A 26660-nucleotide genomic window follows, 5' to 3' on the forward strand; every position below is an offset into this window, starting at 1 on the left:
GGTCTGACACAGTGTCAAAGTCAAGCCTCACTTGCGCGCAGCCGTTCCGCCAGTTTTTGCCGGGCTCGATAGAGCCGGGTCTCGACCGCCTTCTCGCTGATTCCAAGCGTTTCTCCGGTTTCTGCCTGGCTCAGCCCTTCGATCGTCCGCAGCACCAAAGTCTCGCGCAGATTGCCCGGCAGCAGCGCGATGGCGGCCGCCACGCGCCGCAGCTCCTGCCGATCAGCGGTCAATGTCTCGATCGACGGCGTCACATCCGCAGCATCGGCGACATGGTCGATCGGGAGAACTACGGCGATCAGGCGGCGCACCGCCCGCCGCCGCCGCCAGTCTCGCGCCTTATTGATCGCGATGCGTGACAGCCATGCGCGCATTGGGCGTGCCATATCGTAGCTGCGTAGCGCCCGATGCGCCGCAACAAAGGTTTCCTGGACGATATCGAGCGCCTCGTCGTCGTCGCCGGTGATTCGGGCGACCAGCCGGTGCAGCGGTTCCTTGTGCCGACGCACGATCTCAGCAAACGCAAGCTGGTGTCCCGCAAGCGTCAATGCGGCAAGCTCGCCGTCCGTCCTGTCGGCAAGCGCGCCGGTCACCGCGCGTCTTCGGTCAGCGCCTTGGTCACAGCGGCGTCGAACTTCGCCGCCTGGTCGGGCCGCAGCAGCGACCGCATCGCAAAGATGTGGGTGAGTGTTTCCTTCTGGAGCTCGCCCATCGTGCGGTGCGACGCATCGACTGCGGCTGCGACGCGCGGGCCGTTGCCGTGTTCAGCGGTGATCGCTTCGGCCAGTCGGGCATTCTCCGCACGCATTTCGAGTTCGAGCGCGCGGCGGCGAACCGCAAACGCTTCCTCCAGCGTATGCAGCCGCTGCTCCTGGGCCGCGTCGAGTCTCAACTGGTCGTGAAGGACGGCATGCAGCTCGGCGCCCGGCTGGGGTGCGGGTTCGACAAAGTGCCGTCCGACGACGACGCCGATCATGGCGGCAAGGAAGGCCAGGACCGTGACGAGCGCGATGCGCCGTGCGGTCATCGCGTCCCGCCCAGCAGCGTCGATGGCGCAAGCGGACTCGGCGCGCCGAACGGTGACAGGGTCGGAGCGGCCTGCGCTTCCGTTGATGGAACGACATTACTGAAAACGCCGAGGGCCAACGCCAGCCCTACGGCCGCCAGCGTCGTTCCGGCGCCGATCGTGACGGCGGGCTGGTGCGCAATCGCCCCTAGGACGCGATCCTCCAGACCCGTAAGCCCCCGATGTGGGGATTGCGTTGCCAGGCGTGCGAGTGCGTCGTCAATGTTCGTGTGCATGACATGTCTCACTATGTGGCTGATCCTGATACGCATGAACGAGGATGATCCCTCACCGGTGCTAGTTGAGGGATAGACACCTTTGCTGCGTATCTCGGTATATTCCACAGGAGATCGAGATGAAGTTCAATCCGACCGCAGCGATCATCGCCACGCTGGCGACACTGCTAACACCGGCTGCCGCGTTCGCGCATCCCAAGCTCGTTGCCGCGATCCCCGCCGCCAATGCGACCGTTGCGCGCACGAATACCGTCCGGCTGACCTTCAGCGAGGGGCTGATGCCCAAGCTCTCGACCGCCACCCTGGTCATGACCGGCATGCCGGGGACGGCCAACCACCCCGAGATGAAAATGACCGGCGTCACCAGCGTGGTTGCCGCCGATGGCAAATCGATCGTGCTCACCTCGGCGAATCCGCTGCCGGCAGGCAGCTACCGCGCGGACTGGGTCATTGTCGGCGCGGACACGCATCGCATTACCGGTAAACACAGCTTCAGCGTCCGCTGATCATGGACGCCTGGGTGGTGATCGGGCTGCGTTTCGCTGCCTATGCCGATCTTATGCTGCTGGCTGGCCTGGCCTTGGGCGGCGGCCTCGGTCGTTACGCGCCTGTAATCGGTCGGCGCGTGATCGGCTGGGCGGCTGCGCTCGGCGTGGTCATCACCCTTGCGCAGTTTGGCGCGACCTGCCTGGCGATGACGGGCAATGACGTGTCGGCGCTCGACCGCGAGATACTCACATTCATGGCGTTCGAAACGCCCATGGGCATATCGCATATCGTTCGCGCGGCGGCGCTCGGCCTGGTGGCGGTGCTTTGGAGCACCGGGCGCGCGGGGCGACTGGTCATCGCCGCGCTGGCGGTGGTCGCGCTGGGTTCGCTTGCCTGGAGCGGGCACGCGGCTGCGTCCGAAGCCGCGCTCGGCTGGGTGCATCGCTCCAGCGACATCGGTCATCTTGTCGCCGGTGCGATCTGGATCGCGGCGCTGGTGATGTTCGCGCGCATCCTGCTGTTCGACTTCAAGACGCCGGAAGCGGTGGCGCCTGCACTCTCAGCGCTGGAGCGCTTTTCAGGCATTGGCGCGATCATCGTTGGCGTGATCGTCGTCACGGGATCTATAAATCTGCTCGCCATTGTTGGCGTCGATGGGCTCGCGGCGACGTTTGCGACCGCCTATGGGCGGCTGCTCCTGCTCAAGCTCGCCCTGTTCGGCGCGATGCTTGGTCTGGCGGGGCTCAACCGATGGCGGTTTGTGCCGGGTATCAGAGCGACACTTCACGGCGGGGAGCATGTGATCGCCGTGCGTCGGTTGCGGCGGGCGATCATCACCGAGACCACGCTGGCATTTCTCGTCCTCGCGGTCGTGGCGATCCTCGGCACATTGTCTCCGGTCGATTGATGGGCGAGGCCGACGCCGACTTCATGCGCCAGCTGAAGGGTCACCACGGGTCCGCGATGGCGGAGACTGAGCTTCGTCGCGGCGACGAACCGCGATAGCGCTAAGCGACCGCCCCCTGACAGGGACCGGGTTTACCTACCTCAAATTTGGTCTGCCTTGCCAGCACTCTCGTTCAGTTCCTTCGGATCGAAGCGAGACTGTCTCATTTGACACTGTGTTAAGGTCAGACGGCTATTGACTCTGACATGATGTCAAACTCCAGATTGCTCTCTGATTTAAGGAGACGGTTGATGACCGAGTCGAAACATAGTGCGCATTCCGGGAACCATGGGTGTTGCGGAAGCCATGGGGAGCACGGCAAGGAAGATTCTGCGGCCATGATTGTCGATCCGGTTTGCGGCATGACCGTCGATCCGCAACAGACAGCGCATCATGCAACCCATGCCGGTCATGAGCATCATTTTTGCAGCGCCGGCTGCCGCGACAAATTCGTCGCCGATCCGGAATATTATCTGATCCCAGCGGCCGACCGGGTGGTGGATGCCGCGCCGGGGGCGATCTGGACCTGCCCGATGCACCCCGAGATCCGGCAGGACCATCCCGGCGCATGCCCGATCTGCGGCATGGGGCTCGAGCCGGAACTGGTGACCGCCGACGCCGGACCGAGCGCTGAACTGATCGACATGTCGCGCCGCTTCTGGATCGCACTGGCGCTGGCTCTTCCGGTGTTCATCCTTGAAATGGGCAGTCACCTGTTTCCGGCGCTGCATCATCTCGTGCCGATGAAGCTGTCGACCTGGATTCAGTTCGCGCTGGCGACGCCGGTTGTGCTCTGGGCGGGCTGGCCCTTCTTCGAACGTGGCTGGGCCTCGCTGAAGACGCGCAACCTCAACATGTTCACGCTGATCGCGATGGGAACAGGCGTCGCCTGGGGCTATAGCGTCGTCGCGACACTGGCGCCCGATGTGTTTCCGGCGGCCTTCCGTGCGGCCGACGGGTCGGTCGCTATCTATTTCGAAGCGGCGGCTGTGATCACCGTGCTGGTGCTGCTCGGGCAGGTTCTCGAACTGCGCGCGCGCGAGCGGACCTCCGGCGCGATCAAGGCGCTGCTTAACCTGGCGCCGAAAACCGCGCGGCGTATCGCCGAGGATGGCAGCGAAGAGGAAGTCTCGCTCGACCTGATCGCGGTGGGCGACCGGCTGCGGGTGCGGCCGGGCGAAAAGGTTCCGGTCGATGGCGTGGTAGAGGAAGGCCGCTCGGCGCTCGATGAATCGATGGTGACGGGCGAATCCATGCCGGTCACCAAGACCGTCGCCGACACGGTGATCGGCGGGACGATGAACCAGAGCGGCGCGCTGGTGATCCGCGCCGACAAGATCGGACGGGACACCATGCTGGCGCGCATTGTCCAGATGGTCGCCGACGCGCAGCGCTCCCGCGCCCCGATCCAGCGCATGGCCGATCAGGTCGCCGGCTGGTTCGTGCCTGCCGTGCTGGCGGTCGCGGTTGTCGCCTTCGCCGCCTGGGGCATCTGGGGGCCGGAACCACGCCTGGCACACGGACTGGTCGCGGCGGTGGCGGTGCTGATCATCGCCTGTCCCTGTGCGCTGGGACTGGCGACGCCGATGTCGATCATGGTCGGCGTTGGCCGCGGCGCGGGACTTGGCGTTCTCATCAAGAACGCCGAGGCGCTGGAGCATATGGAAAAGGTCGACACGCTGGTTGTCGACAAGACCGGGACGCTGACCGAGGGGAAACCCGCCGTCACCCGGATTATCGCAGCGGACGGTTTCGAGGAGACGGAATTGCTGCGGATTGCCGCGGGTGTCGAACGTGCGTCGGAACATCCTCTGGCGCTGGCGATCGTCAACGCGGCGATGGACCGTGACATCGACATCCCACCCGTCAGCGACTTTGATTCGCCAACCGGCAAGGGCGCGTTGGGTGTGGTCGAAGGCAGGCGCGTTACGCTTGGCAATGCCCGTTTCCTGGGTGAGGCCGGGATCGACACCTCCTCCCTCGCCACACAGGCTGACCAGCTTCGCGAGGATGGCGCGACGGCGATTTTCATGGGGCTGGATAGCAAGGTTGCGGGCGTGTTCGCCATCGCCGATCCGATCAAGCAGACGACGGCCGAAGCGCTCGCCGCCTTGCGCGCCGATGGCATAAAGGTCGTGATGCTGACCGGCGACAATCGCACGACGGCGGAAGCGGTTGCGCGTCAGCTTGGTATCGATGCCGTCGAGGCCGACGTTTTGCCCGATCAGAAAGCCGCTGTCGTCGCGCGGCTGAAACAGGAAGGGCGGGTCGTCGCCATGGCGGGCGACGGGGTCAATGATGCGCCGGCGCTGGCGACAGCCGATGTCGGCATCGCGATGGGGCATGGCACCGACGTCGCCATGGAAAGCGCGGGCATAACCCTGTTGAAGGGTGATCTCAACGGGATCGTCCGCGCCCGCCAACTCAGCCAGGCGACGATGTCCAATATCCGGCAGAACCTGTTCTTCGCCTTCATCTACAATGCCGCTGGCGTGCCGATCGCGGCGGGGGTGCTTTATCCGGTCTTCGGCATCCTGCTCTCGCCGATGATCGCGGCGGCGGCGATGGCGCTGTCGTCGGTCAGCGTCGTCGCCAATGCGCTGCGTCTCAATCGGGTGAGCCTCAATGCGGTGAAAGCGTGAATATCGGCGCGGCCTCGAAGGCGAGCGGCGTCTCGCAGCGGATGATCCGCCATTATGAGAAGATTGGCCTGATCCCGGTGCCGCTACGCCGGGACAGCGGCTATCGTGATTATGCCGCCGCCGATGTCCACCGCCTGCGGTTCATCGCCAATGCCCGCGACCTTGGCTTCCCGATCGAGGAAATCAGGACGCTGTTGGGGTTGTGGAGCGATGACGCACGGTCATCTGCCGACGTAAAGTCGCTGGCGACCGCGCGCGCCGACGAACTGCACTGCAAGGCTGTAGCGCTCGAGGAAATGCGCCGTGCACTGCTTGACTTGGCAGCGCGTTGTCACGGAGACGATCGGCCCGACTGCCCGATCCTCGACACGCTCGAGCGACAGACCTGACTGTGCGGTCTGCCGTTACTTCACGTTGGCCGCGACCAGTGGATGTGTGCGATCCGCCATGCGCCGAATAAAATCAAGAAGTTCAGACGGTCTTGCGGACCCCCTTCGAACAGCGTCCTTTAAGAATACCCACCAGACAATCACCAGATTGTGCGTAATCGCCTGAAATTCCCTCAGAAATCAGATGCCGCATTCTCACCAGTCCTTTGCGACTGGTAGTGCCCCGCATTGCATGACGCATTCAGGACGTTTTAGACCTTTCCGGGAGTCGGCGGTTAAGCCGACGCTCATCTGGAATGGGGGGAAGGCTTTCCCCTGACGCCCCGCCCCCTTGGGTCTGGCCGTACCCCATCAGCGGGGACACCCCGCAACGCCCCGAGAGGGAGAGTGCGGCCGGATTGGCCGTGACGGGTTGAAAGGCAGAGGGAGTGGCTCGCTGCCGACCCGTCGCGGAGACTCGCGATGACACGTACCAACACCACCTCTCGCACCGACAGCGATCGGACAGACCTCTACCAGTCCATAACCGACAAGATCATCACCGAGCTGGAGGCCGGCCGCGTTCCCTGGGTCCAGCCGTGGGCCACGTCGAAGGCGTCGCTCGACATGCCGCGCAACGGCAAAACCGGCGACCGTTATTCCGGGATCAACATTCTGATCCTGTGGGACGCCGTGGTCGCCAACGGCTTCTCGACCAACAGCTTCCTCACTTTCCGGCAGGCGCTCGCGCTGGGCGGCAATGTGCGCAAGGGCGAGCGCGGGACGACCGTCGTCTATGCCCATCGCTTTACGCCGGACAGCGAACGCCGGCGCGCCAGCGAGGACGGCCGTGAACCGGGTTCGATCCCCTTCCTCAAACGCTACACCGTCTTCTCGACCAACCAGTGCGAAGGATTGCCTGAACGCATCGCGGCCCCGCCGCCGCCCGTACCCGAAGGGCTTATTCTGCCTGAAGCCGAGGCGCTGATCGTCGCGACCGGCGCCGACTTCCGCATCGGCGGCGACCGCGCCTTCTATGCTCCAGGTCAGGACTATGTGCAGGTGCCGCGACCGGACGCCTATTTCGATCCCATAAACTGGCACAGGACGGCATTTCACGAGCTATCGCACTGGGTCGGCGGCCGGAGCCGGCTCGACCGCGATCAGACCGGCGCGTTCGGTTCGAAAGAATATGGACGCGAGGAGCTGGTTGCCTTATCTGGACAGTCTGCGCCGCCCGCAACATTGCAGTAAGGTCGGCGATGGACGCCCACGGTAGGCAGTAATCAGGCTGGCCGTAGCGCTGACCCAAGAGCTGGCGGAGGCCAGCCTGATTGCTGCCGGGCCATCAGGCGCACCGGTGTGAAGGTCAGCTTCCGGGTGGGGGGTCCGGGGGGAGGGTTTCGCGCCGGTGTCGATCATTACTGTTTGCGAGCGCCGCGAGGCCAAGGGCCTCGATGCGCATGTGCCGCTGATCCTGCGGGACGATGCGCTCTATGATCCCGATCTGGATCGCTTCTTTCTCGACCTGCCGCTGTCGGGTGTTCGATCGCGGCACTCGCTTCGCGCCTATGCCTATGATGTCGTAGTCTGGCTTCGCTTTCTCGATGCCTGCGGCAAGACCGTGTGGGCCGCGACCCGCGACGATGTAGACGCCTATCACCGTGAGCGACGCCGCGATGAGGCCGATCACCGGATCACAGCGGCAAGCTGGAACCGCGCCGTCGCCAGCCTCGATCGCCTCTACCGCTGGGGCGAGCAGCAAGGGTGGATCGCCGATGCGCCGTTCAGCCGCCGCGCCGTGTGGCAACCGGCGCAGGGCGGCGGTCGCGGCATGATCGCGGCGCGCAACGACGCCTATGAACGTGTTGCCAGGCGATCGGATGTTCGGTTCGTCACGATGGACGACTATCGCATTTTTCGCGAGGTCGGCCTGCGCGGGCTCACCCCTGACGGCACTGAGCGCCCCGGCGCTCGCGATCGCAACGGGCTGCGCAACGCGCTGTTCGCCGATCTTCTCGTCACCACCGGCCTGCGCCTCGAAGAGGCGTCGGGCCTGCTCGCTGCCGAGCTCGCGGCGATCGACCGCGAGGACGGCGAGGCCCGACAGCTTTGGCTGCCTCTTCCGCCGCCGCTCACCAAGGGCGACCGAGGACGGAGCGTTCTGATCCCGCGTCGGCTGCTTCGTCAGATCGCCGCCTATGTCGCCGTCGAGCGCGCGGCGGGCGTGGCCAAGTTCGCCGTGCGCGACGGCGCGACCAAGCTCGAACGACCTATCCCTGTTACCCGTGCTGGTCTCGACCGCATGCGCGATGTCTGCACCCCGGAGGAACGATGCCGCCTGATCCTGTGCGACGAGGATGGACCGCCCCACGAGCCGGCGGCGCTATGGCTGACCGAGGTCGGGCAGCCGGTTCGCCCCAACTCGTGGGAGGTGATCTTCACCCGTGCCTGCAACCGGTGCGCAGAGAACGGTTTGCCGCTGTCGATCAGCCCACACCAGCTTCGCCACACATTCGCAGTTCATATGCTCGCCTTGTTGATCCAGCAGCGACTGCGCGAAGCGGCATTGCCGGCGGGGCCGGCGGAGAGCTATCGGCTGATCCTCGGCGACCCGCTGCAACAGGTGCAACGCCTGCTCGGCCACGCGAGCCTCACCACCACCTATATCTACCTCGATCATATCGCGACGCGCGCCGATACGGTGGACGCGGCCGTCGAGGAGCTGCTCGCGCTGCTGCCGGGACCGCAGGGCGCATGAGCGGGCATCCCCGCAAGGGCCGGCCTGTCGCTTTCGCGCCGATCACGCCGGAGTCCGTGCAGCCCGATCCTGTGCTCGGCCTCAAGTTCACGATCGAGGCACGGCATGGCGGAACGGTCCTGATCGATATGACTGGGCTCGTTCCTCGCCCACTCGCCATCGCCTTCGCGGGCGCGCTACGTCGGTCAGCGGCGCTCGGCGGCCCCATCGGTGCGGCCAGCGTCATCAAGCAGTATGTAAATGCCTACCGCCTGTTCTTCGCCTGGCTTGGCGATGACGCGCTGAACGTGGCTGGCGTCAGCGACCTGCGCGCAGTCCATATCGATGGGTTCGCCTCCGCGCTCGAACAGCGCGGGATGGGCGCGATCCACCGGCACATAACGGTCGGCAAGATCATCAACACATTGCGCGCGATCGAGGCAGACCGGCCCGATCGGATCGCGTCCGACCTGCATGAGCGGCTGCGCTACACGCTGGCCACATCGGCGGGCCGCTCGACCCCGCGCGATGCTTATAGCCCCTTCGTCGCCCGCGCGTTGCGCGACGCCGCGAGGACCGATGTCGAAGCGATGTTCCGCCGTCTCGGCGCCGACGACCGGACCGATGAGGGCGACCCGGTCATCGCCAGCGCGCGCGCCGATGTCGAAGCGATCATCGCGCGGCAGGGCTTTATCGTCGCAGACCAGCCCGCGCTGAAGAGCCTCTATTTCATGCGCATGCGGCGCGCATTGCCGATCAGCACGCTCATCGACGACCTGCATGGCCGCCATCACCTGCTTGCGCGCGATCTGCCGGCGCTGCTCGTGTTGCTCACGCTCGATACCGGCCTCGAGCCCGAGTGCCTGAAGACGCTGACCGTGGATTGTCTCACCAACCCCCATGCCGGCACGGTGGAGCTGCGCTATCTCAAGCGCCGCGCTCGCGGCGCCGAGCATAAGAGCATGCGCGTCCGCGACGGCGGTGGTGGCACGCCTGGCGGTCTTATTCGTCGCCTGATCGAGGTCACGGCGACTGCCCGCACGCATCTAAACGACGATCGTATTTGGGTTTATCACAACGCTGGCGGCCTGCGGGCAGGTATCCGCCACCCGACGGAACGGATCGATGCCTGGGTGGCGCAGAACGATATTGTCGATGACGACGGCAAGCCGCTCCACCTGCTGCTCTCCCGGCTCCGCAAGACCCACAAGGCGCTATGGTACACCAAGACCGAGGGGCATATGGCCCGCTTCGCGGTCGGCCACTCGCGCGAGGTAGCGGCGCGCCACTATGCTGATCTGCCGTCGCTCCGGCCCCTGCACGAGACGGCCGTCGCCGACGCCTTCCGCGCAGCGGTCGCCGCCGCGATGCCGACCGTGCTTCCGCCCACCGCCGAGCAGGCGTTGCGCAAAGCGCCCGATCAGGCCGAGCCGCTGATGCCGCTGGCTACCGTGGGTCCGTTGCTCGACGGCGAACAGGATGTCTGGCTCGCCGCCTGCGCGGGCTTCCATAACAGTCCCTTCGCCGAGGCCGGTTCGCCCTGTGCGCAGCCCTTCTGGGGCTGCCTTGATTGCCCTAACGCCGTCATCACCGCGCGCAAGCTCCCCGCGATCCTGGCTTTCCTCGTCTTCGTCGAAGAGCAGCGGCTGAGCCTGCCCGCGACCGACTGGGCGGCCAAGTTCGGCCGCGTCCATGCCCGCATCACCGCCCAGGTCGTGCCGGCCTTCTCCGATGCCGTCATCGCCGATGCGCGCCGGCAGATGGAGAGCGAGCGGCTTTATCTGCCGCCGGAGGCACGCGCATGACCATACCCGCCCATGCCCAAGAGCCTGCCTTCGACGATCGCCCCGTGCTGGCGAGCGCGCCGCTCAAGGAGGGCCACGCCCGCGAGGAGCTGTCTCGCGTCGGCGACCCGAGCTGGGATCTCGGTCTCGCCGTATTCCGCGAGAACGCCCGGCGCTGCCACGTCACCGTGCATTTCGACGTGCTCGAACATGCCGATGTGCAGGCGGCGATGCGCGCCTATCTCTACGCCCGTCTCAACGTCGATCTTCCCGGCTACCGCCCGAAGCTGCCGCCGGCGAGCATTCGCCAGGCATTCAACCGTGCCCGCCGGTTCTTCGCTTTCGCCCGTGAGCGGCTCGGACGGCTCGACGTTTCCCGTATCGATCAGGCATTGGTCGATGCCTATGCCCGGCACCTTCGTGCCGATCCGGCCCGGCGACCCGTCATCGTCGGCCACCTCCTCGAAGTGGTCCCCGATCTCTATCACTATCGTGACCACCTCGCTGGCGGAGGCCTTGCATTCGAGCCCTGGGCCGGACAGGCGCCCGCCCGCGTCGCGGGCTACCGGCATGTCCGGGAGAACCGCACGCCGCGGTTCCCGGAAGAGGTCATCGCCGCGCTGCTCGCATGGTCGTTGCGCTACGTCACCGTCTTCGCTGACGACATTCTCGCAGCCCGTCGCGAGCTTGATCGGCTCGAAGCGCGCCGGGATCGTCTCGTCGCCGCCGACTCCGGCCTCCCGGACGCTGATCGCCGGCAACGTCGCCGCACCCGCCTGAAGGCCTATTTCGGTCGCCGACGCCGCGAGGGGCGCGGCGCACCGATCTGGGGCACCGCTCATAACGGCAAGCTGCGCGTCGACCCCAACACCGGCGCCGTGACCCCACCGATCAACGCCCATCTCCTGCATCTCCATGCCGGGATCGACGTGCAGGCCGAGCCAGGCGCGCATCTCCTGCTGACCGGCGGTGAAGCGAGGTTGATCGACGCAGTGGCGGCCGAGCTGGGGGTAGAGGTCGGCGGCATGGACACGCCGATCTCGATCGATCCCGAGAGCGGTCGGCCATGGCGCGAGCGCTTCGACGCGAAGACTCTCGCACACGAGGAACGGGTGCTCCAGGCCGCCGCCTATATCGTGTGCGCCTACCTGACCGGCATGCGCGACTGCGAGGTGCAGGCGATGCGGCGCGGGTGTCTCTCTATCGCGCGCAGTGAGGACGGCCTGATCGAGCGGCATCGCATCCGATCGACCATCTACAAGCGCCGGGCGGCCGTGGGCGAGGCGGCGAGCTGGGTGACGATCGAGCCGGTCGCCGATGCGATCACGGTGCTCGAACGCCTGTCGGCAGGACCGGCGCGCGCCAGCGGCAGCGATACGCTCTGGCCGGTGCTGCGCGCGAGCGCCGTCTCCAAGACGCATCTGTCGAGCGAGGTGGTCCGTCAGCTCAACACCTTCCGCGATCACCTCAACACCGCCTTCGGCAGCCCCGATATGCCGGTCATCCCGCCCGGTCCCGATGGCAAGCCGTGGCGCATCACGACGCGGCAGTTCCGGCGCACGATCGCGTGGCACATCGCCAACCGTCCGTTCGGCACCATCGCCGGCATGATCCAGTACAAGCACGCCTCGGTCGCCGCGTTCGAAGGCTATGCCGGGACCAGCGCTTCGGGGTTTCGCGCCGAGGTCGAGGCGCAGCGCCGGCTCGGTCGGACTGATGACCTGCTGGACTATTTCGACCGGCGTCAGGGCGGCGCATCGCTTGGAGGGCCGGCGGGACCGCGTATCGGGCGGACGCTCGACGATGCCGCCGTTCAACTCGGGCCATTGCCCGCCATGATCGCCGATCGCGCCCGCCTGCGCGTCATGCTCGCCAGCGTCGCGCGCACCTTCCATGTCGGCCCGCTCGCGGATTGCTTCTTCGATCCCGCGACCGCGCTCTGCCTCAAGCGCGTGACGACCCCCGATCCCGCGCAGCCACTCACCGCCCTGTGCGAGCCGACCCGCTGTCCCAACGCCTGCATCACCGTCCGCCACAGGCCGGCCTGGGAACGCGCGGCGGCCGATGCCAGGGCGCATCTACGCGAACGGCGCATCTCCGATCTCCAGCGTCAAGCTCTCCAGCGCGAGCTCGATCGCCTGACCGCGGTGATTGCCGGGATCGATCCTCCCGCGCCGTAGACCACCCCGGCTGTTGGCGGAGTCCTGCGCCGGTCGGCGCGCCCGCGCAACGGCTTCGCCGTCCTTCGCTTCGCTGCGGCCCTGACGGGTGCGCGAGCCCCCCTGTGCCCGGCGCGAACGGGCCTCCGCCGCCGGGGATGGTCCCCGGCGCGAGAACGGAGAACAGATCATGTCAGCCTCACCACGCTCAGACGTCTACGCTCGCGTCACGCAAGCGATCGTCGACGCCATCGAAGCCGGCACCGGCACCTGGCGCATGCCGTGGCATCATTCCGGCGCCGACGTCACCCGCCCGACCAACGTCGCCAGCGGCAAGCCCTATCGCGGCATAAATACGGTCTCGCTCTGGGCGGCCGCCTATGGCAGCGGCTATGCGAGCGGGGTCTGGGGCACCTATCGCCAGTGGCAGGCGCTCGGCGCGCAGGTCCGCAAGGGCGAGCACGCCAGCCTCGGCGTCCTCTGGAAGGAGTTTCGCGCGAAGGGTGACGAAGCCAGCGACGATGATGGCGACCACCGACGGCTTTTCGCCAAGGCGTTCAGCCTGTTCAACGCCGATCAGATCGATGGCTATGCGCCCGAACCGGGGCCGGTCCTGCCCGAGAGCGAACGCCTCGCCGCCGCCGAAGCCTTCATCGCCGCGCTCGGCATCGATACCGTCTACGGCTCGGCCAGCGCCTATTATCACATCGCCGAAGACCGCATCCACATGCCGGATTTCAGCGCCTTCCACGACGCCCACGGCTTCTACGCCACCCATATTCACGAGGCAGCTCATGCCAGTGGCGCAGCCCATCGGCTCGACCGGGGTTTCAGCACCAAGTGGACCAAGCACGCGCTCGCCATGGAGGAAGCGACCGCCGAGCTGACCGCATCGTTCCTGCTCGCCGATCTCGGGATCGCGCACGAACCGCGACCCGATCACGCGGCCTACATCGCCTCCTGGCTGCAACTGCTCAAGGACGAGCCCCGGGCGATCTTCACCGCGGCGAGCAAGGCGCAGGCGGCGGCCGACTGGATGCACACCCGGCAGCCATGATCCAGCAGCGACCAACGCTGAGCGGCCGATCCCTCGCGGGCTCGGCCGCTTCGTCGCGCATGGCGATGCGCGGGCTTCGCCCGCTCACCAGCGGACGCCGCTGGCGCGGCGGCGCTGATTTTTCGGGCTCCCTCGATGCGGGTCTGGTCGGCGCTCCCTGCTAGGCCCGCCACGGCGCGCCGCAAGCCCGGCTTCGCCGAGCTGCTCCATTTCATTTCGCCCCTCCGGGTGCGGCCCGCCGCTTGCGCGGGCCTCTCCGGTCGTTCTCGCCGCCCACCCCCGCCTCGGGGGAGCCATGGGGTTTTTGGGCAGTGCTCGAGGCACCGATGGTTTTCACCTTCCAACCGCCATTTTTCGCTGGACTGTCAGGATATGTGGCCGAGATGGCCGGCGCCTTCGTCTGCGCCGCGCTCGGCATCGTGCCGACCGTCCGGCACGCCGATTACCTCGGCTCCTGGCTGGACATCATCCGCGAGGATAATCGCGCCATCGTCCGCGCCGCGAGCGCCGCCTCGAAAGCCGCAAACTTCCTGCTCGATTTCCGAGGCGAGGCCGCCACGGATCAGCCCGATACAGGCGATCCAGCGACGTGGCGGGCGGCGGCATGATGCGCTTGTCCCTCCAGCGCTGTTGCCTGGGGCCAGGCCGCAGGGAGAGTGAGGGGATGGCCTTCGGCTTTGTGACGGGCTTGCAGCCGAGAGAGAGTCTCCCGGCGGCCCGTCATGGAGTAACCGACATGGCAAAAACTGCCCCCAAGATCATCCTCAGCGGCGCGCGGGACATCCCGCTCGATCTGATCGACCTGTCCCAGTCCAATGTCCGGCGCGTGAAGGCCGGCGTCTCGATCGAGGCGCTTGCCGACGACATCGCCCGACGTGGCCTCCTGCAAAGCCTGAACCTGCGGCCGACCCTCGATGGCGAAGGCCAGGAGACCGGCCGGTTCCATCTGCCGGCCGGCGGCCGGCGCTTTCGCGCGCTGGAACTGTTGGTGAAGCGCAAGCGGCTGGCGAAGAACGCCCCGGTGCCCTGCATCGTCAAGGATGCCCACGATCCGATCTCGGAGGAGGAGGATTCGCTCGCCGAGAATACGCATCGCGAGCAGCTGCATCCGCTCGATCAGTTTCGCGGCATGAAGCGGCTCATCGACCAGGGCGACGATATCGAAACGATCGCCGCCACCTTCATGACCACGCCCGCCGTAGTGCGCCAGCGCCTGAAGCTGGCGTCGGTGTCGCCCGCGCTGCACGAGATCTATGCCGAGGACGGCATGACCCTCGATCAGCTCATGGCCTTCTCGGTCAGTGAGGACCATGCCCGCCAGGAACAGGTGTGGGAGTTGCTCGCCCATAGCTGGAACAAGGAACCCTCGTTCATCCGGTCCAAACTGACCGAGAACACGGTGCGCGTCTCCGACAAGCGGGCGCTGTTCGTGGGGATCGACGCCTATACCGAGGCGGGCGGGTGCGTGCTGCGTGACCTGTTCACGGCCGACGATGGCGGCTGGCTCCAGGACGCCGCGCTGCTCGACACGCTGGTCGCCGCGAAGCTTCAGGCCGAGGCCGAACGGATCGGCGGCGAAGGCTGGAAGTGGGTCACGGCGGCCGTGGACCTGCCTTATGGTCATCTCAACAGCCTGCGCGAGATCGACAGCGATCCGGCGGCGCTCACCGATGCGGAATCGGCGCGGGCCGAAGCGCTAACGGCCGAGGGCAACGCCATCGAGGCGGAATATGAGGACGTCGAGGAACTGCCGGAGGAAGTGGCGGCGCGGATCGAAGCGATCGATGTTGAACTGGCGGGCCTGATCGAGCGGCCGAGAACCTATGATCCACGGGAAATGGGCATCGCCGGCGCCTTCGTCAGCCTCGACACCGACGGGTCGCTCTATATCGAACGCGGCTGGGTCCGCGCCGAGGACGAACCACAGGTCGAGGCCGAACCGGGCCATGATGGGGCCGAAGGCGATCAGTCCGCCGATCCGATCGGTCCGCAGCAGCCGGCCGCATCGGCGCGATCCATCGTCGTCACCGTGGCTGGCGGCGCGGCGGACGAACCGGATGACGATGACGAACAGATCATCAAGCCGCTGCCCGATCGTTTGGTGTCGGAACTGACCGCGCATCGCACGCTTGCCTTGCAGGATGCGTTCGCCGCCAGTCCGTCGACGGCCTTCGCCGCCGTGCTGCACGCTATGGTGTTGTCCGCCTTCTATTCCGGGCGCACCGAATCCTGTCTCGGCGTCTCGGTGCAGCGCACCAGCTTCCCGAACCAGGCGCCAGGCATGAAGGACAGCCCTTCGGCCCGGTCGATCGCGGCGCGGCATGAGGCCTGGGAGAAGCGGCTGCCCGATTCCGACAAGGCCTTGTGGGACGCGCTGATGCTGCTCGACGGCGGCGATCAGGCGGCGCTGTTCGCGCATTGCGCCTCGTTCGGGGTCAACGCCCTATGGGAGCCAACCAGCCGCTATGACGGGCGCGTCTCGGCGCATGGCGTCGAACGGCGGCTTGCGCACAGTCATGTGCTGGCGCGTGCGGTCGGGCTCGACATGGTGGCGGCGGGCTGGAAGCCGACGGTCGAGAATTATCTCGGCCGGGTCGCCAAGCCGCGCATCCTGATGGCGGTCGCCGAAGCGAAGGACGACCAGACGGCGGGCCTGATCGACCATCTGAAGAAGGGTGACATGGCCCGCGAAGCCGAGCGCCTGTTGGCCGATGCGGACTGGCTGCCAGAGCCGCTTCGCACCCCGGCGATCGAGGATGCGTTCGATCCGGCGGCGGTCGATCAGGACGAAAGCGCCGAGGCCGATGCCGAGGCGCTGCCCGCGTTCCTCGGCGGGGACGACGACGAGGTGACGGCCGAGGACGATCTGTCCGACGCCTATGCGATCGCGGCGGAATAGCCGTCCGCGCCGGCGGGGCGGCCCCGGTCGCTCCGCCACCTTTTCCAACACCATTACCAGAAGCCCGGCCACGCGCCGGGCTTCTGCGTTTTTACGGAGATACGCAAAATGTCCGACGAAAGCTCCAAGCCTGTCATCGACCTCGACGCCGTTTTCACCGAATGGAACGCCTATGAAGCGCGCCGGGCGGAACTGCATCCGGCGAACAAGGCCAGCCTGTTCGCCGCGCTCGGCGCTGCCGGCATCACCCGCGTCGTCCTGACGTTCAACGGCGGCGGCGACTCGGGGCAGACCGAGAATATCGAAGCCTTTGCCGGCGACGATCTTCGCGACCTGCCAGATGTGGTCGTCGAACTGCGTGACCTCTTGTTCCGGGAGGGCGAACCCAGAGCACTCAACCAGCCGCTCGCCGACGCGATCGAGACGCTGGCCTATGCCTGTCTCGAACAGAAGCATTGCGGCTGGGAGAATAATGAAGGCGGCTACGGCGAGTTCGTGTTCGACGTCGCCAGGGGCACGATCGCGCTCGATTATAACGAGCGGATCGAGACCTCCCAAAACTACACTCATGCGTTTTGAGGAGGGCGCGATGGGACATTGCTATCATCACGCCCTGTCGTCGGTGAAGAAATGGGGCGGCTCGCCCGACGACTATCTGGCGCTGCACCAATGGTTCGACGAACCGTCGAAGCTGATCATCGCCGATTTCCGTCACCGGGCGCTCAGGCATCACGCCGAGGGTGTGTTTATGCTGGAACGCTTCTTCGGCCCAACCATCACGATCTCGACCGGACGAGCGGTGCCGGTCCGGCTGATCGGCGAGCAGCATATCGTCGAGGACCTGGGGTTCATCCCGAGCTTCGCCGATTGGGTGCGCTGCATTCGCCCCGAACCCTGGATGGGCCGCGCCCAGCCTATCCACAAACTGGTCGATCCGTTCGCGGCCGTTCCCGCCTGATCGACGCCATTACCCCATCAATCCCTTGAAGGCCCGGCCGTCGCGCCGGGCCTTCGCGTATCTGGAGACATCCCATGCCTGCAAAACGCATAGTCGGCGCCACCGCGCTGAGCGATTTCATCCGTACCGCGCCGCTCGGCGCGCTCCTGCGCTATTCCGACGGCCAGCCCAGACCGCCGGCCCGGTTCAACAAGAAGCTCGCCGCCTGGGAGCGGACCAATGGCGTCGGCCGTCTGATCAAGAAGACGCCGACGGTCGTGCGGCCGTCCTATACGATGCCCGAAGGCTTCACGCTCCATCATGGTGATTTCGGCAGCAGCGGCATCATCGTGACGGTGGTGACGATGACCTATCACGTCACCAGCCCGCTGCATTTCGAGATCGTCGAACAGCCTGCGCCGGGAATGGTGCGCGTGCTCACCCAGTGGGAGGGCGTGGACGAGCTTCGCCACCTCGCGCCCGACATGGCGACGGCGCAAAGCTGGTTCGCCAGCCATCGCTATTCGAACGCCCGGTTCGAGGTCGTTGGCGATGAGGCGAACCCCATCCTGCCAGAACTCGGGAGGGCGGCATGAGCGCGGATGATGTCATCGCCGCCGTCTTTGGACGCTCGGCCGACGGCCATCTCGCCGCTCGCGTCGAGGATATCGCCTTCATCGCCATCCCGGTGAAGGACGGGTTCAAGATCGCGACCGGCTGGCGCCTGACCAGGCCGATCGACCAATGGACCGCCGCAGACGCCTTTGGCGCCTCAGCGATTGTCGCCGATGAAGGGGGCTTTCGCGCTCATGTCGAGGAGAACGCCGAACATCGCCGCCAGCTTCGAACGCTTGGGCGCCGTGAGGTTCGCCAGCGGCTTTCCACGCCCTGGGGCATGGCACAGTCGAGCGAGATCTATGCCGATGGCGTGGTCTTCCATTCAACCGCCGGCCACGGCGGGATCAAACTCGACCGGGCGCGCAACGCGGCGATGCCCGTCGTGCTGCGCGTTGCGGGCGGGTGGTATGAGGAAGATTGCGAATGGGCCAAGGTCGCGGTCGGCTTTCCCGACCTGTTCACCGACTATGAGCGCCGCCACGCCGATCGCACGCTTCGCGATTATTATCCCGAATGCTGGGAGGCGGTGCATGGCCGCGCCCTGGAACCAGGAGAATCCTTCGCCAATGATCGGCGCCTGTTCCGCGAGGCCCACGCCCAGGATTGGGTGGTGATCTCGGCGATCACCTCTAAGGAGCGGCCGGGGTTCGTGGATTGTGTCGCGACCCTCGGGGGTGACGGCACGTCGTCGTCGCGTCGCCGGTTTCTCGTGCCCGACACCGAGTACCGTGCGGGGCCGCATGGGTTCGTGATGGATGAACGACGGCACCAGGCCTGGGATGGTCCCATCGCCAGCGCCGCCTGACCGTCAGCCAACAACCGGGCGATCCCCAGTGCGGGATCGCCCGGTTTTCTGTGTCAGGCGGCTTCGCCTTCATCGGCGTCGTCATCGTCTTCGGTTTCGACGATGTCCTCGCCGGCATCCTCATCGGCAGGGTCTTCCGGACCGTCTTCGACCTGCGTGGTCAGGTTCAGATCCTCGTTCTGCTGTTCGTCAATCTCGGGCATGGCGGTCTCCGCGGGCGAATCGACCGCGAAAGTGGGGATTGCACCCATGACGGCCGGCACCGGCTGACGCCGGGTCCAGAGTGAGAGGCAGGCCGGAAGGGAGCGAGCCGGGCGGATCGAGAGAGAGCGTCCGCTGGCTTGCTCCCTTCCGTCCTGCTCTCCTCGGACATTTCCCATGACCCCATCCGCATCCGCTGCCCGTTCGGCGGCGCCGCTTCCTGTCGCGCCCGGTTTCGCCGCGACCGGCCAGGCGATCCTCGTCGCCGCCCACCTCATCCTGCCTGACCTCGAACGCGGCCGCGCCATCGACGCCCGTGCGCTGCGCAGCGCGATGGAAACCGCATTCGGCGGCTCCGATGCGGGCGGCGCCTGGAACTGGAAGACCGCCTATGACGCCTGCGAGGCGGCGCAGGTCCTGTTCCTGCGTAAATACGGTTCTACGATTCTCCGTAAATCCGCTTCTCCGGTCGCCGCGCTGGCGATGATCGAGAAGATCGGCGCCTTGCTGCCGACCCATACCCGCCGATCCCAAACCTCCCAGGCGTTGCAGCAATTCTCGACGCCTGCCGGGCTCGGCGTCGTCGCCGCGATCGCCGCCGCCATCCGGCCCGGCGATGTGGTGCTGGAGCCATCGGCCGGCACCGGACTGCTCGCCGTCCATGCCGAGAACCGGGGCGCGCGCTTGCTCCTCAATGAACTGGCCGAGATCCGCGCCGAGGTGCTGGCCGGGCTGTTCGGCGACTGCGCCGTCACCCGCCACGACGCCGCGCACATCCATGACCATCTCGACGTGGGTCTGGTCCCCAGCGTGGTGCTGATGAACCCGCCATTCTCGGCGGTCGCCCATGTCGACCGGACGATGAAGGATGCGGCGCTGCGCCATATCGGCTCAGCGCTGGCGCGTCTGGCGCCTGGTGGCCGCCTGGTGACGATCACCGGCGCAAACTGCGCGCCCGACAATCCGGCCTGGAGGGAAGCCTTCGCCCGCTTGCAGGAGCGCGGCCGCGTCGTCTTCTCGGCGGCGATCGATGGCCGGGTCTATGCGAAACACGGCACCACCATCGACACGCGCCTGACCGTGATCGATCGCGTGCCCGCCGATGATCCCAATGCCTTTCCAGTCTCGCCGGGCATTGCCCCCGATACCGCGACACTGCTGGCCTGGGTGCTCGACCTGGTGCCGCCGCGCGCACCTTCGCCCGAAATGCCGCCGCCCGTCACACCGATCGCCATGCAGGCGATAGCCGCAAAGCCCGCCCGTCAGCGCGCCGCGCCGATCCTGGCCCCGGTTCCAGCGGTCGTGCCCGATGCGGTGGAACTGGCCTATGAAACCATCGACTGGACCCCGGCCGAGACCGGGCGCCTGACCGATGCGATCTACGAGCCCTATGCGCTCCAGTCGATCCGCATCCCCGGCGCGAAGCCGCATCCGACCCCGCTGGTCCAGTCGGCGGCGATGGCCTCGGTCGCGCCGCCCCGGCCGTCCTATCGCCCGATCCTGCCGGCCCGGCTGATCGCTGACGCCATCCTGTCCGACGCCCAGCTTGAATCCGTCATTCTCGCGGGCGAGGCCCATAGCGACCATCTCGCCGGTTCGTGGAGCGTCGATCCGACCTGGGACATCGTCAAGGCGGCCGCCGATGAGGCGGACGACGCTGTCCGGTTCCGACGCGGCTGGTTCCTCGGCGATGGCACGGGCGCCGGCAAGGGCCGCCAGGTCGCGGGCGTCATCCTCGACAACTGGCTCAAAGGCCGCCGCCGCGCGGTCTGGGTGAGCCGGTCAGACACTCTCCATCACGACGCGATGCGCGACTGGGCGGCGTTGGGGCAGGAACGGTTGCTGGTGACGCCGCTCTCCCGGTTCCGGCAGGGCACGCCGATCAAGCTCGATGCGGGCGTGTTGTTCACCACCTACGCGACGCTGCGTTCGCAGGAGCGCGGCGAGAAGGTCAGCCGCGTCCAGCAGATCGTCGATTGGCTGGGTCCGGACTTCGACGGCGTGATCATCTTCGACGAGGCGCACGCGATGGCCAACGCCGCCGGCGGCAAGGGCGAGCGCGGCGAGCAGGCGCCCTCGCAACAGGGCCGCGCCGGTCTGCGACTCCAGCACGCCTTGCCCGATGCCCGCATCGTCTATGTCTCGGCGACCGGCGCAACCACGGTGCAGAACCTAGCTTACGCCCAACGTCTCGGTCTGTGGGGCGGCGAGGATTTCCCGTTCTCGACGCGCTCGGAGTTCATCGCCGCGATCGAGGATGGCGGGGTCGCGGCCATGGAGGTGCTGGCGCGCGACCTGAAGGCGCTCGGCCTCTATGCGGCGCGGTCGCTGTCGTTCGACGGTGTCGAATATGAGATGCTCGAACATAGGCTGACGCCCGGACAGATCGGCATCTACGATGCCTATGCCGGCGCCTTCCAGATCATCCATAATAATCTCGACGCGGCGATGCAGGCCGCCAACATCACCGGCGCGACCGGCACCTTGAACGCCCAGGCCAAGTCGGCGGCGCGCAGTGCTTTCGAGTCCGCGAAGCAGCGCTTCTTCAACCATCTGATCACCGCCATGCAGACGCCGTCGCTGGTCGCCAGCATCGCGCGCGACCTGGAGGCCGGCCATGCGTGCGTCGTCCAGATCGTCTCAACCGGCGAGGCGCTGATGGAGCGTCGGCTCGCCGACATTCCGACCGACGAGTGGGATGACGTTCGGGTGGACGTGACCCCGCGCGAATATGTGCTGTCCTACCTTGAGCACAGCTTTCCGGTGCAGCTCTATGAGCCCTTCACCGACAGCGAGGGCAATCTCTCCTCCCGGCCGGTCTATCATGACGGCCAGCCCGTCCTATCCCGCGATGCCGTCGATCGTCGCGACCGACTGATCGAACATCTGGCGTCGCTGGCGCCGGTTCCCGCCGCGCTCGACCAGATCCTCCACCACTTCGGAACCGATCTGGTCGCCGAGGTGACGGGACGCTCTCGGCGTATCGTCCGCAAGCGCGGTTCCGACGGGATCGACCGCTATGTTGTAGAGACGCGACCCGGTTCGGCCAATCTCGGCGAGACCGATGCGTTCCAGGCTGATGCCAAGCGCGTGCTTGTCTTCTCGGACGCGGGCGGGACCGGTCGGAGCTACCATGCCGATCTCGGGGCCAGGAACCAGCGGCTGCGCGTCCATTATCTGCTGGAGGCCGGATGGAAGGCCGACAGCGCCATCCAGGGGTTCGGGCGGACGAACCGCACCAACCAGAAGCAGCCGCCGCTGTTCCGCCCGGTGACGACCGACGTGAAGGCGCAGAAGCGCTTCATCTCGACCATCGCGCGGCGCCTCGACACGCTGGGCGCGATCACCCGCGGCCAACGACAGACCGGCGGCCAGGGCCTGTTCCGGCCCGAGGACAACCTGGAATCCCACTATGCGCGCGACGCGCTGCGCCAGCTCTACCGCCTGCTTTACGGCGGCAAGATCGAGGGTTGTTCGCTCGGGGCTTTCGAGGCGGCGACGGGATTGTCGCTCGCCGACAGCAACGGCCTCAAGGACGAACTGCCGCCGATCACCACCTTCCTCAACCGGATGCTGGCGCTGACCATCGACCTCCAGAACATCCTGTTCACGGCGTTCGAGGATTTGCTGAGCGCGCGGATCGAGGGGGCGATCGCATCGGGAAGCTATGAGCTGGGGCTGGAGACGCTCCAGGCCGAGAGCTTCACCATCGTCGCTCGAACCACCATCTATACCCATCCGGGAACCACGGCGGAGACACGGTTGCTGACGATCGAACGCAAGGACCGCAACCAGCCGCTGACGCTGGACGGCGCGCGCGCCCATCTCGGCGATGGCGATGCGGCGTTGCTGGTCAACGCGCAGTCGGGCCGCGCCGCCGTGCAGATCCCGACGCGCGGCCTGCTGCTCGACGACGGCAGCGTCGAGCGCCGCGTGCGGCTCGTCCGGCCGATGGAATCGACACCGATGCCGCTGGCGGCGATGGGCGAGACACAATGGCGCGAAGCGGATCGTACTACCTTCGCCCGCGCCTGGGAGGCGGAGCTGGCCGAGGTGCCTCAGTTCGCGACCAGCACGATGCACATCGTCACCGGCCTGTTGTTGCCGATCTGGAAGCGGCTTCCCCAGGAATCCAGCCGCGTCTATCGGCTCCAGGCCGATGACGGCGAACGCATCGTCGGCCGCCGGGTCTCGCCCGCCTGGGTCGCGATGGCGACCGCTAACGACAATGGGCCGCACCTCGACCCGCAGGCGGCGTTCACCGCCCTGATGGACGGGCGCACGATTCTCGATCTGGCCGAAGGTCTCCAGCTTCGCCGCGCGCGCGTCATGGGGGTGAACCGGATCGAGCTATCGGGATTCACCGACGCCATGCGCGAGCGATTGACCGCCTATGGTCTGTTCCATGAGATCATCTCGTGGAAGCTACGGATGTTCGTCCCCGTCGATGCCAGCGGCGTCGCCGTGCTCGACCGGGTGCTGAAGCGCTGGCCGATCCAGCGCGTCGGCGACCGGGCGGCGGCATAATGGGACGTTTATCGGATCAGGCAGGTGAACTGGCGCAGCGTCTCGGTGATCAGGCCGAGGCGGTGTGCCGTCACTATCTGTCGAAGGGGCATCGTGAGGGCCGTTACTGGCTGGTCGGCGATGCCCGCAACACGCCGGGGCGCAGTCTCTATGTGCGACTTTCCGGCTCGGACGACGGACGCGGCGCGGCGGGCAAATGGACCGACGCATCCACTGGCGAACATGGCGACCTGCTCGACATCATCGCGATTTCCTGTGGCCATCACCGTCTGCGTGACTCGCTCGACGAGGCCCGGAGTTTCCTCAGCCTGCCACGCCCCGAGCCTGTCGACGAAGGTCCGCGATATCGCCGTGAGCCGAAGGCGCCGACCGGCACCCCGCAAGCCGCGCGGCGCCTGCTGGCGGCCTCGAAGCCGTTTCTGGCGACAGTCGTGGAAGCGTATTTACGGCAACGTGCGATTACGGATTTACGCAATGGCGATCCGCTCCGTTTCCATCCGCATTGCTATTACCGGCCATCGCAGGATGATCCGCCGGGGACACGTCCGGCCTGGCCCGCGATGATCGCCGCCGTCACCGATCTCGATGGCGGCGTGACCGGCGTTCATCGCACCTGGCTTACTTCTGGGCTCGACCCGGCCGCGATCGACAAAGCGCCTATATCCTCACCGAGACGCGCCATGGGACATCTTCTCGGGCACGGCGTCCGCTTCGGGGTCGCGGATAGCGTGATGGCGGCGGGCGAAGGGATCGAGACCCTCTTGTCGGTGCGACAGATCATGCCCGCCATGCCCATGATCGCCGCTCTATCCTCGCCCCACCTCGGCGCCATCCTGTTCCCGGCGGCGCTGCGACGCCTCTATGTCGTGCGCGACGACGATCCGGCCGGCGATGTGGCGGTGACGACGTTGAGCGAGCGAGCTTCCAGCGCCGGGATCGAGGTCGTGCCGTTGTCGCCGATGCTCGGCGATCACAACGAGGATCTGCGCCTGGTCGGGCCGGAGCGGATGCGGGCGGGGTTGCGCGTGCAACTCGTGCCCGCCGATGTCGGCCGGTTCCTGATGCCGTCCCGGTGAAGCCGGGAAGGCAGTGGGTTTGTGACGGGTCCGGTGCCGGGGAAGACCGCCGGGTGTCAGGGTGACGCAGAGATCGGAAAGGCCAGCGCCCTCGGCCTTCTCTAGAGGGCGATCGGAACGGCAAACGCCCCGGTCCGGCAACGGCGGGCTTCAACTTTCTTCCCCTGGCGGCAGAGCCGCCATTCCTCGCGAGACAAGAAAGCCTTGCCCGCCGTCCTCCGCTTCGCTGCGGCCCTTTCGCTATCGCTTGGGGTGCAGGCCCGGTTCGCCCGCCGTCTTTCGTCGCCTGCGAAGGCCGCGAAGGGCGCGGCCAACCGAAGAGGCGTCACCATGAAAACCGAAAGCCAGCTTCCTGAGCACGAACCCGAACACGCAGAATCCCCCACCGCCTATCTTCTCCAGGAAATGGCACTCTACGGATACCGGCCATACTCCGACGAACCCGATGACCGGCCGCTCCCTGATGCCCGCATCGCCGGCGGCGCCATCGTCGACATCTTCGACGCGATGGTCGTGACCTTCATCGACACCCGTCTCGAGCCCGACCTTGAAGACCTGCTCTGGAACCTCACCAACGTCTTCCACCGCGCCGGCGAACGGATCGAGCGCGAGCTTGACGACAATGAGGTCGCCCAGAAGCGCAGCCAGAAGGAACAGGACGGCTCCGAGGTGAAGTCGGTCGAGCTGGAAACACTTCTGCGCGAGGGCACGACGATGCTCGAGCGCCGCGACGCGATGGAGTTCTTCCGCGATGGCTGCGCCGACCAGTTCCGCATCCACATCCGCAAACCCTGGACGCCGCGCTCTGGCTCGAAGGTCAACCGCAAAGCGCTGACCTCGGCGGTCGTCTCCAGCCGGGATTTCGTCAATGCGCGGCAGCGGGCGGAAAAGCAGGTGCTGATCCCCGCCGGCACGCTGATCGCCTTCAGCTCAGGGCCGACCTTCAACGATCATCGGTTCATCTGGGACCTGCTCGACCGTGTCCACGCCAAACATCCCGAGATGGTCCTGGCGCACGGGGCAACGCCGACGGGCGGCGAGAAGATCGCCGCCCTCTGGGCCGATCATCGCAAGGTTCCGCAGATCCCCTTCAAGCCCGACTGGAACCGGCACAAGAAGGCCGCGCCGTTCAAGCGCAACGATGCGCTGCTGGAAGCCTTGCCCGCCGGCGTTATCATCCTGCCGGGCACCGGCATCCAGGACAATCTGCACGACAAGGCCAAAGCGATGGGCATCAAGCGCTGGGACTTCCGGCATCAGGGCGGCGCGTGAGCGCCGCCCGCCATACGAATCATGGTTGGCCGAGAACAATATATCTACTAGTCTGGATATATGGAAAACGAATCAGCCATCCTTGCGCTGGGCGCGCTGGCGCAGTCCACGCGGCTCGACACCTTTCGCCTGCTGGTGCGGCACGAACCGGACGGCCTCGCCGCCGGGGACATCGCCCGCGCGCTCGACGTGCCGCAGAACACCATGTCGGCGCACCTGGCGACGCTGGCGCGCGCCGGGCTGGTGACGTCGGAGCGGCATAGCCGCTCGATCGTCTACCGCGCCGATCTCGACACGCTGAAGGCGCTCACCCTGTTTCTGGTCAAGGATTGCTGCGGCGGGCGCGCGGAACTGTGCGAACCGCTGATCGCCGAACTGACGCCCTGCTGCTGAACGGACCCGACATGATCGCACCTAATATCACCATCTGGCACAACCCCGACTGCGGCACCTCGCGCAACACGCTGGCGATGATCCGCAACGCCGGGATCGAGCCGCGCATCGTCGAATATCTCAAGACGCCGCCGACGCGGGAAAAGCTGGCTGCGCTGATCACCGCAGCGGGTCTCGCGCCGCGCGACGTGCTGCGCGCCAAGGGCACACGCTACGAGGGACTGTCTCAGGACGATCCGGCCTTGGCCGATGAAGCCCTGCTCGATGCGATGATGACGCATCCGATCCTCATCAACCGGCCTTTGGTGGAAACGCCGCTCGGCGTGCGGCTGTGCCGCCCGTCCGAGGGGGTGCTGGACATCCTGCCCGCAGCCCAGCGCGGCGCCTTCGCCAAGGAAGATGGCGAACAGGTCATCGACGCGTCCGGCAAGCGGATCAGCTGAAC

Annotated in this window: 23 protein-coding genes and 1 pseudogene; 20 read left to right on the plus strand and 4 right to left on the minus strand. The window is 66.6% G+C overall.

Features of this window, described 5'->3' with window-relative positions:
- Positions 1-20 precede the first annotated feature (20 nt).
- From WFR25_RS15915 to WFR25_RS15925, 3 genes are read right to left on the minus strand one after another with little or no spacing between them, the layout of a single operon-like run.
- Positions 21-593, minus strand: a complete 573-nt coding sequence (locus WFR25_RS15915) for an RNA polymerase sigma factor (RefSeq protein ID WP_119036690.1) — start codon at positions 591-593, stop codon at positions 21-23.
- Positions 590-1027, minus strand: coding sequence for a periplasmic heavy metal sensor (locus WFR25_RS15920; RefSeq protein WP_119036691.1), 438 nt, complete (start codon positions 1025-1027; stop codon positions 590-592). The genes WFR25_RS15915 and WFR25_RS15920 overlap by 4 nt, the downstream gene beginning before the upstream one ends.
- Positions 1024-1302, minus strand: a complete 279-nt coding sequence (locus WFR25_RS15925; protein WP_119037249.1) for a hypothetical protein — start codon at positions 1300-1302, stop codon at positions 1024-1026. Before WFR25_RS15925 ends, WFR25_RS15920 begins: the two co-directional genes overlap by 4 nt.
- A gap of 119 nt (positions 1303-1421) precedes the next feature.
- Between WFR25_RS15925 and copC the strand changes: the two genes are divergently transcribed.
- From copC to WFR25_RS16000, 15 genes and pseudogenes are all read left to right on the plus strand, one after another.
- Positions 1422-1808, plus strand: a complete 387-nt coding sequence (gene copC / locus WFR25_RS15930; RefSeq protein WP_119036692.1) for a copper homeostasis periplasmic binding protein CopC — start codon at positions 1422-1424, stop codon at positions 1806-1808.
- A gap of 2 nt (positions 1809-1810) precedes the next feature.
- On the plus strand, positions 1811-2698 hold the full coding sequence (gene copD, locus WFR25_RS15935; RefSeq protein WP_119036693.1) for a copper homeostasis membrane protein CopD: 888 nt from the start codon (positions 1811-1813) through the stop codon (positions 2696-2698).
- A 290-nt stretch (positions 2699-2988) separates the two neighbouring features.
- Positions 2989-5379 carry a heavy metal translocating P-type ATPase gene (locus tag WFR25_RS15940; protein WP_119036694.1) on the plus strand — a complete coding sequence of 797 codons (2391 nt, stop codon included), beginning with the start codon at positions 2989-2991 and terminating at the stop codon, positions 5377-5379.
- Positions 5376-5768, plus strand: coding sequence for a Cu(I)-responsive transcriptional regulator (gene cueR, locus WFR25_RS15945; RefSeq protein ID WP_119036695.1), 393 nt, complete (start codon positions 5376-5378; stop codon positions 5766-5768). Before WFR25_RS15940 ends, cueR begins: the two co-directional genes overlap by 4 nt.
- 462 nt (positions 5769-6230) lie before the next feature.
- On the plus strand, positions 6231-7001 hold the full coding sequence (locus tag WFR25_RS15950) for an ArdC family protein (protein WP_473829110.1): 771 nt from the start codon (positions 6231-6233) through the stop codon (positions 6999-7001).
- Between the two features lie 157 nt (positions 7002-7158).
- The gene (locus WFR25_RS15955; protein WP_087573767.1) at positions 7159-8508 is read left to right on the plus strand and encodes a tyrosine-type recombinase/integrase; all 1350 of its coding nucleotides are present in this window, start codon (positions 7159-7161) and stop codon (positions 8506-8508) included.
- The gene (locus WFR25_RS15960) at positions 8505-10292 is read left to right on the plus strand and encodes a hypothetical protein (protein ID WP_087573768.1); all 1788 of its coding nucleotides are present in this window, start codon (positions 8505-8507) and stop codon (positions 10290-10292) included. The genes WFR25_RS15955 and WFR25_RS15960 overlap by 4 nt, the downstream gene beginning before the upstream one ends.
- Positions 10289-12451, plus strand: coding sequence for an integrase (locus WFR25_RS15965; protein ID WP_336969722.1), 2163 nt, complete (start codon positions 10289-10291; stop codon positions 12449-12451). The genes WFR25_RS15960 and WFR25_RS15965 overlap by 4 nt, the downstream gene beginning before the upstream one ends.
- Before the next feature lie 169 nt (positions 12452-12620).
- Entirely contained in the window at positions 12621-13487 is an 867-nt protein-coding gene (locus WFR25_RS15970) for an ArdC family protein (protein ID WP_336969721.1), read from the plus strand.
- Between the two features lie 374 nt (positions 13488-13861).
- Positions 13862-14095 (plus strand): annotated as a pseudogene (locus WFR25_RS15975) (zincin-like metallopeptidase domain-containing protein); the annotation flags it as partial.
- A gap of 128 nt (positions 14096-14223) precedes the next feature.
- Complete coding sequence (locus tag WFR25_RS15980; RefSeq protein WP_336972245.1) at positions 14224-16386, plus strand: ParB/RepB/Spo0J family partition protein; 2163 nt, start codon at positions 14224-14226, stop codon at positions 16384-16386.
- A 108-nt stretch (positions 16387-16494) separates the two neighbouring features.
- A complete protein-coding gene (locus WFR25_RS15985) occupies positions 16495-16965 on the plus strand; it encodes a DUF6878 family protein (protein ID WP_119036698.1) in 471 nt (156 codons plus the stop codon).
- 10 nt (positions 16966-16975) lie between these two features.
- On the plus strand, positions 16976-17344 hold the full coding sequence (locus WFR25_RS15990) for a DUF6915 family protein (protein WP_119037250.1): 369 nt from the start codon (positions 16976-16978) through the stop codon (positions 17342-17344).
- Positions 17345-17418: 74 nt separating this feature from the next.
- Positions 17419-17919: a hypothetical protein gene (locus tag WFR25_RS15995; RefSeq protein WP_119036699.1), complete on the plus strand. Its 501-nt coding sequence runs from the start codon at positions 17419-17421 to the stop codon at positions 17917-17919.
- The gene (locus tag WFR25_RS16000) at positions 17916-18746 is read left to right on the plus strand and encodes a DUF7007 domain-containing protein (RefSeq protein ID WP_119036700.1); all 831 of its coding nucleotides are present in this window, start codon (positions 17916-17918) and stop codon (positions 18744-18746) included. Before WFR25_RS15995 ends, WFR25_RS16000 begins: the two co-directional genes overlap by 4 nt.
- Positions 18747-18799: 53 nt before the next feature.
- On the opposite strand, the gene WFR25_RS16005 is transcribed toward WFR25_RS16000, so the two are convergent.
- Positions 18800-18949, minus strand: coding sequence for a hypothetical protein (locus WFR25_RS16005; protein ID WP_170151035.1), 150 nt, complete (start codon positions 18947-18949; stop codon positions 18800-18802).
- A 175-nt stretch (positions 18950-19124) separates the two neighbouring features.
- On the opposite strand from WFR25_RS16005, the gene WFR25_RS16010 reads away from it, so the two are divergent.
- From WFR25_RS16010 to arsC, 5 genes are all read left to right on the plus strand, one after another.
- Positions 19125-23474, plus strand: a complete 4350-nt coding sequence (locus tag WFR25_RS16010; RefSeq protein WP_119036702.1) for a strawberry notch-like NTP hydrolase domain-containing protein — start codon at positions 19125-19127, stop codon at positions 23472-23474.
- Entirely contained in the window at positions 23474-24550 is a 1077-nt protein-coding gene (locus tag WFR25_RS16015; protein ID WP_119036703.1) for a DUF7146 domain-containing protein, read from the plus strand. Before WFR25_RS16010 ends, WFR25_RS16015 begins: the two co-directional genes overlap by 1 nt.
- Positions 24551-24880: 330 nt before the next feature.
- A complete protein-coding gene (locus tag WFR25_RS16020) occupies positions 24881-25822 on the plus strand; it encodes a DUF2493 domain-containing protein (RefSeq protein WP_119037251.1) in 942 nt (313 codons plus the stop codon).
- A 60-nt stretch (positions 25823-25882) separates the two neighbouring features.
- Positions 25883-26215, plus strand: a complete 333-nt coding sequence (locus tag WFR25_RS16025) for an ArsR/SmtB family transcription factor (protein WP_119036704.1) — start codon at positions 25883-25885, stop codon at positions 26213-26215.
- 11 nt (positions 26216-26226) lie between these two features.
- Entirely contained in the window at positions 26227-26658 is a 432-nt protein-coding gene (arsC, locus tag WFR25_RS16030; protein ID WP_119036705.1) for an arsenate reductase (glutaredoxin), read from the plus strand.
- The last annotated feature ends 2 nt before the right edge of the window (positions 26659-26660 follow it).

Source organism: Sphingobium aromaticiconvertens (assembly GCF_037154075.1).
GTDB lineage: Bacteria > Pseudomonadota > Alphaproteobacteria > Sphingomonadales > Sphingomonadaceae > Sphingobium > Sphingobium aromaticiconvertens.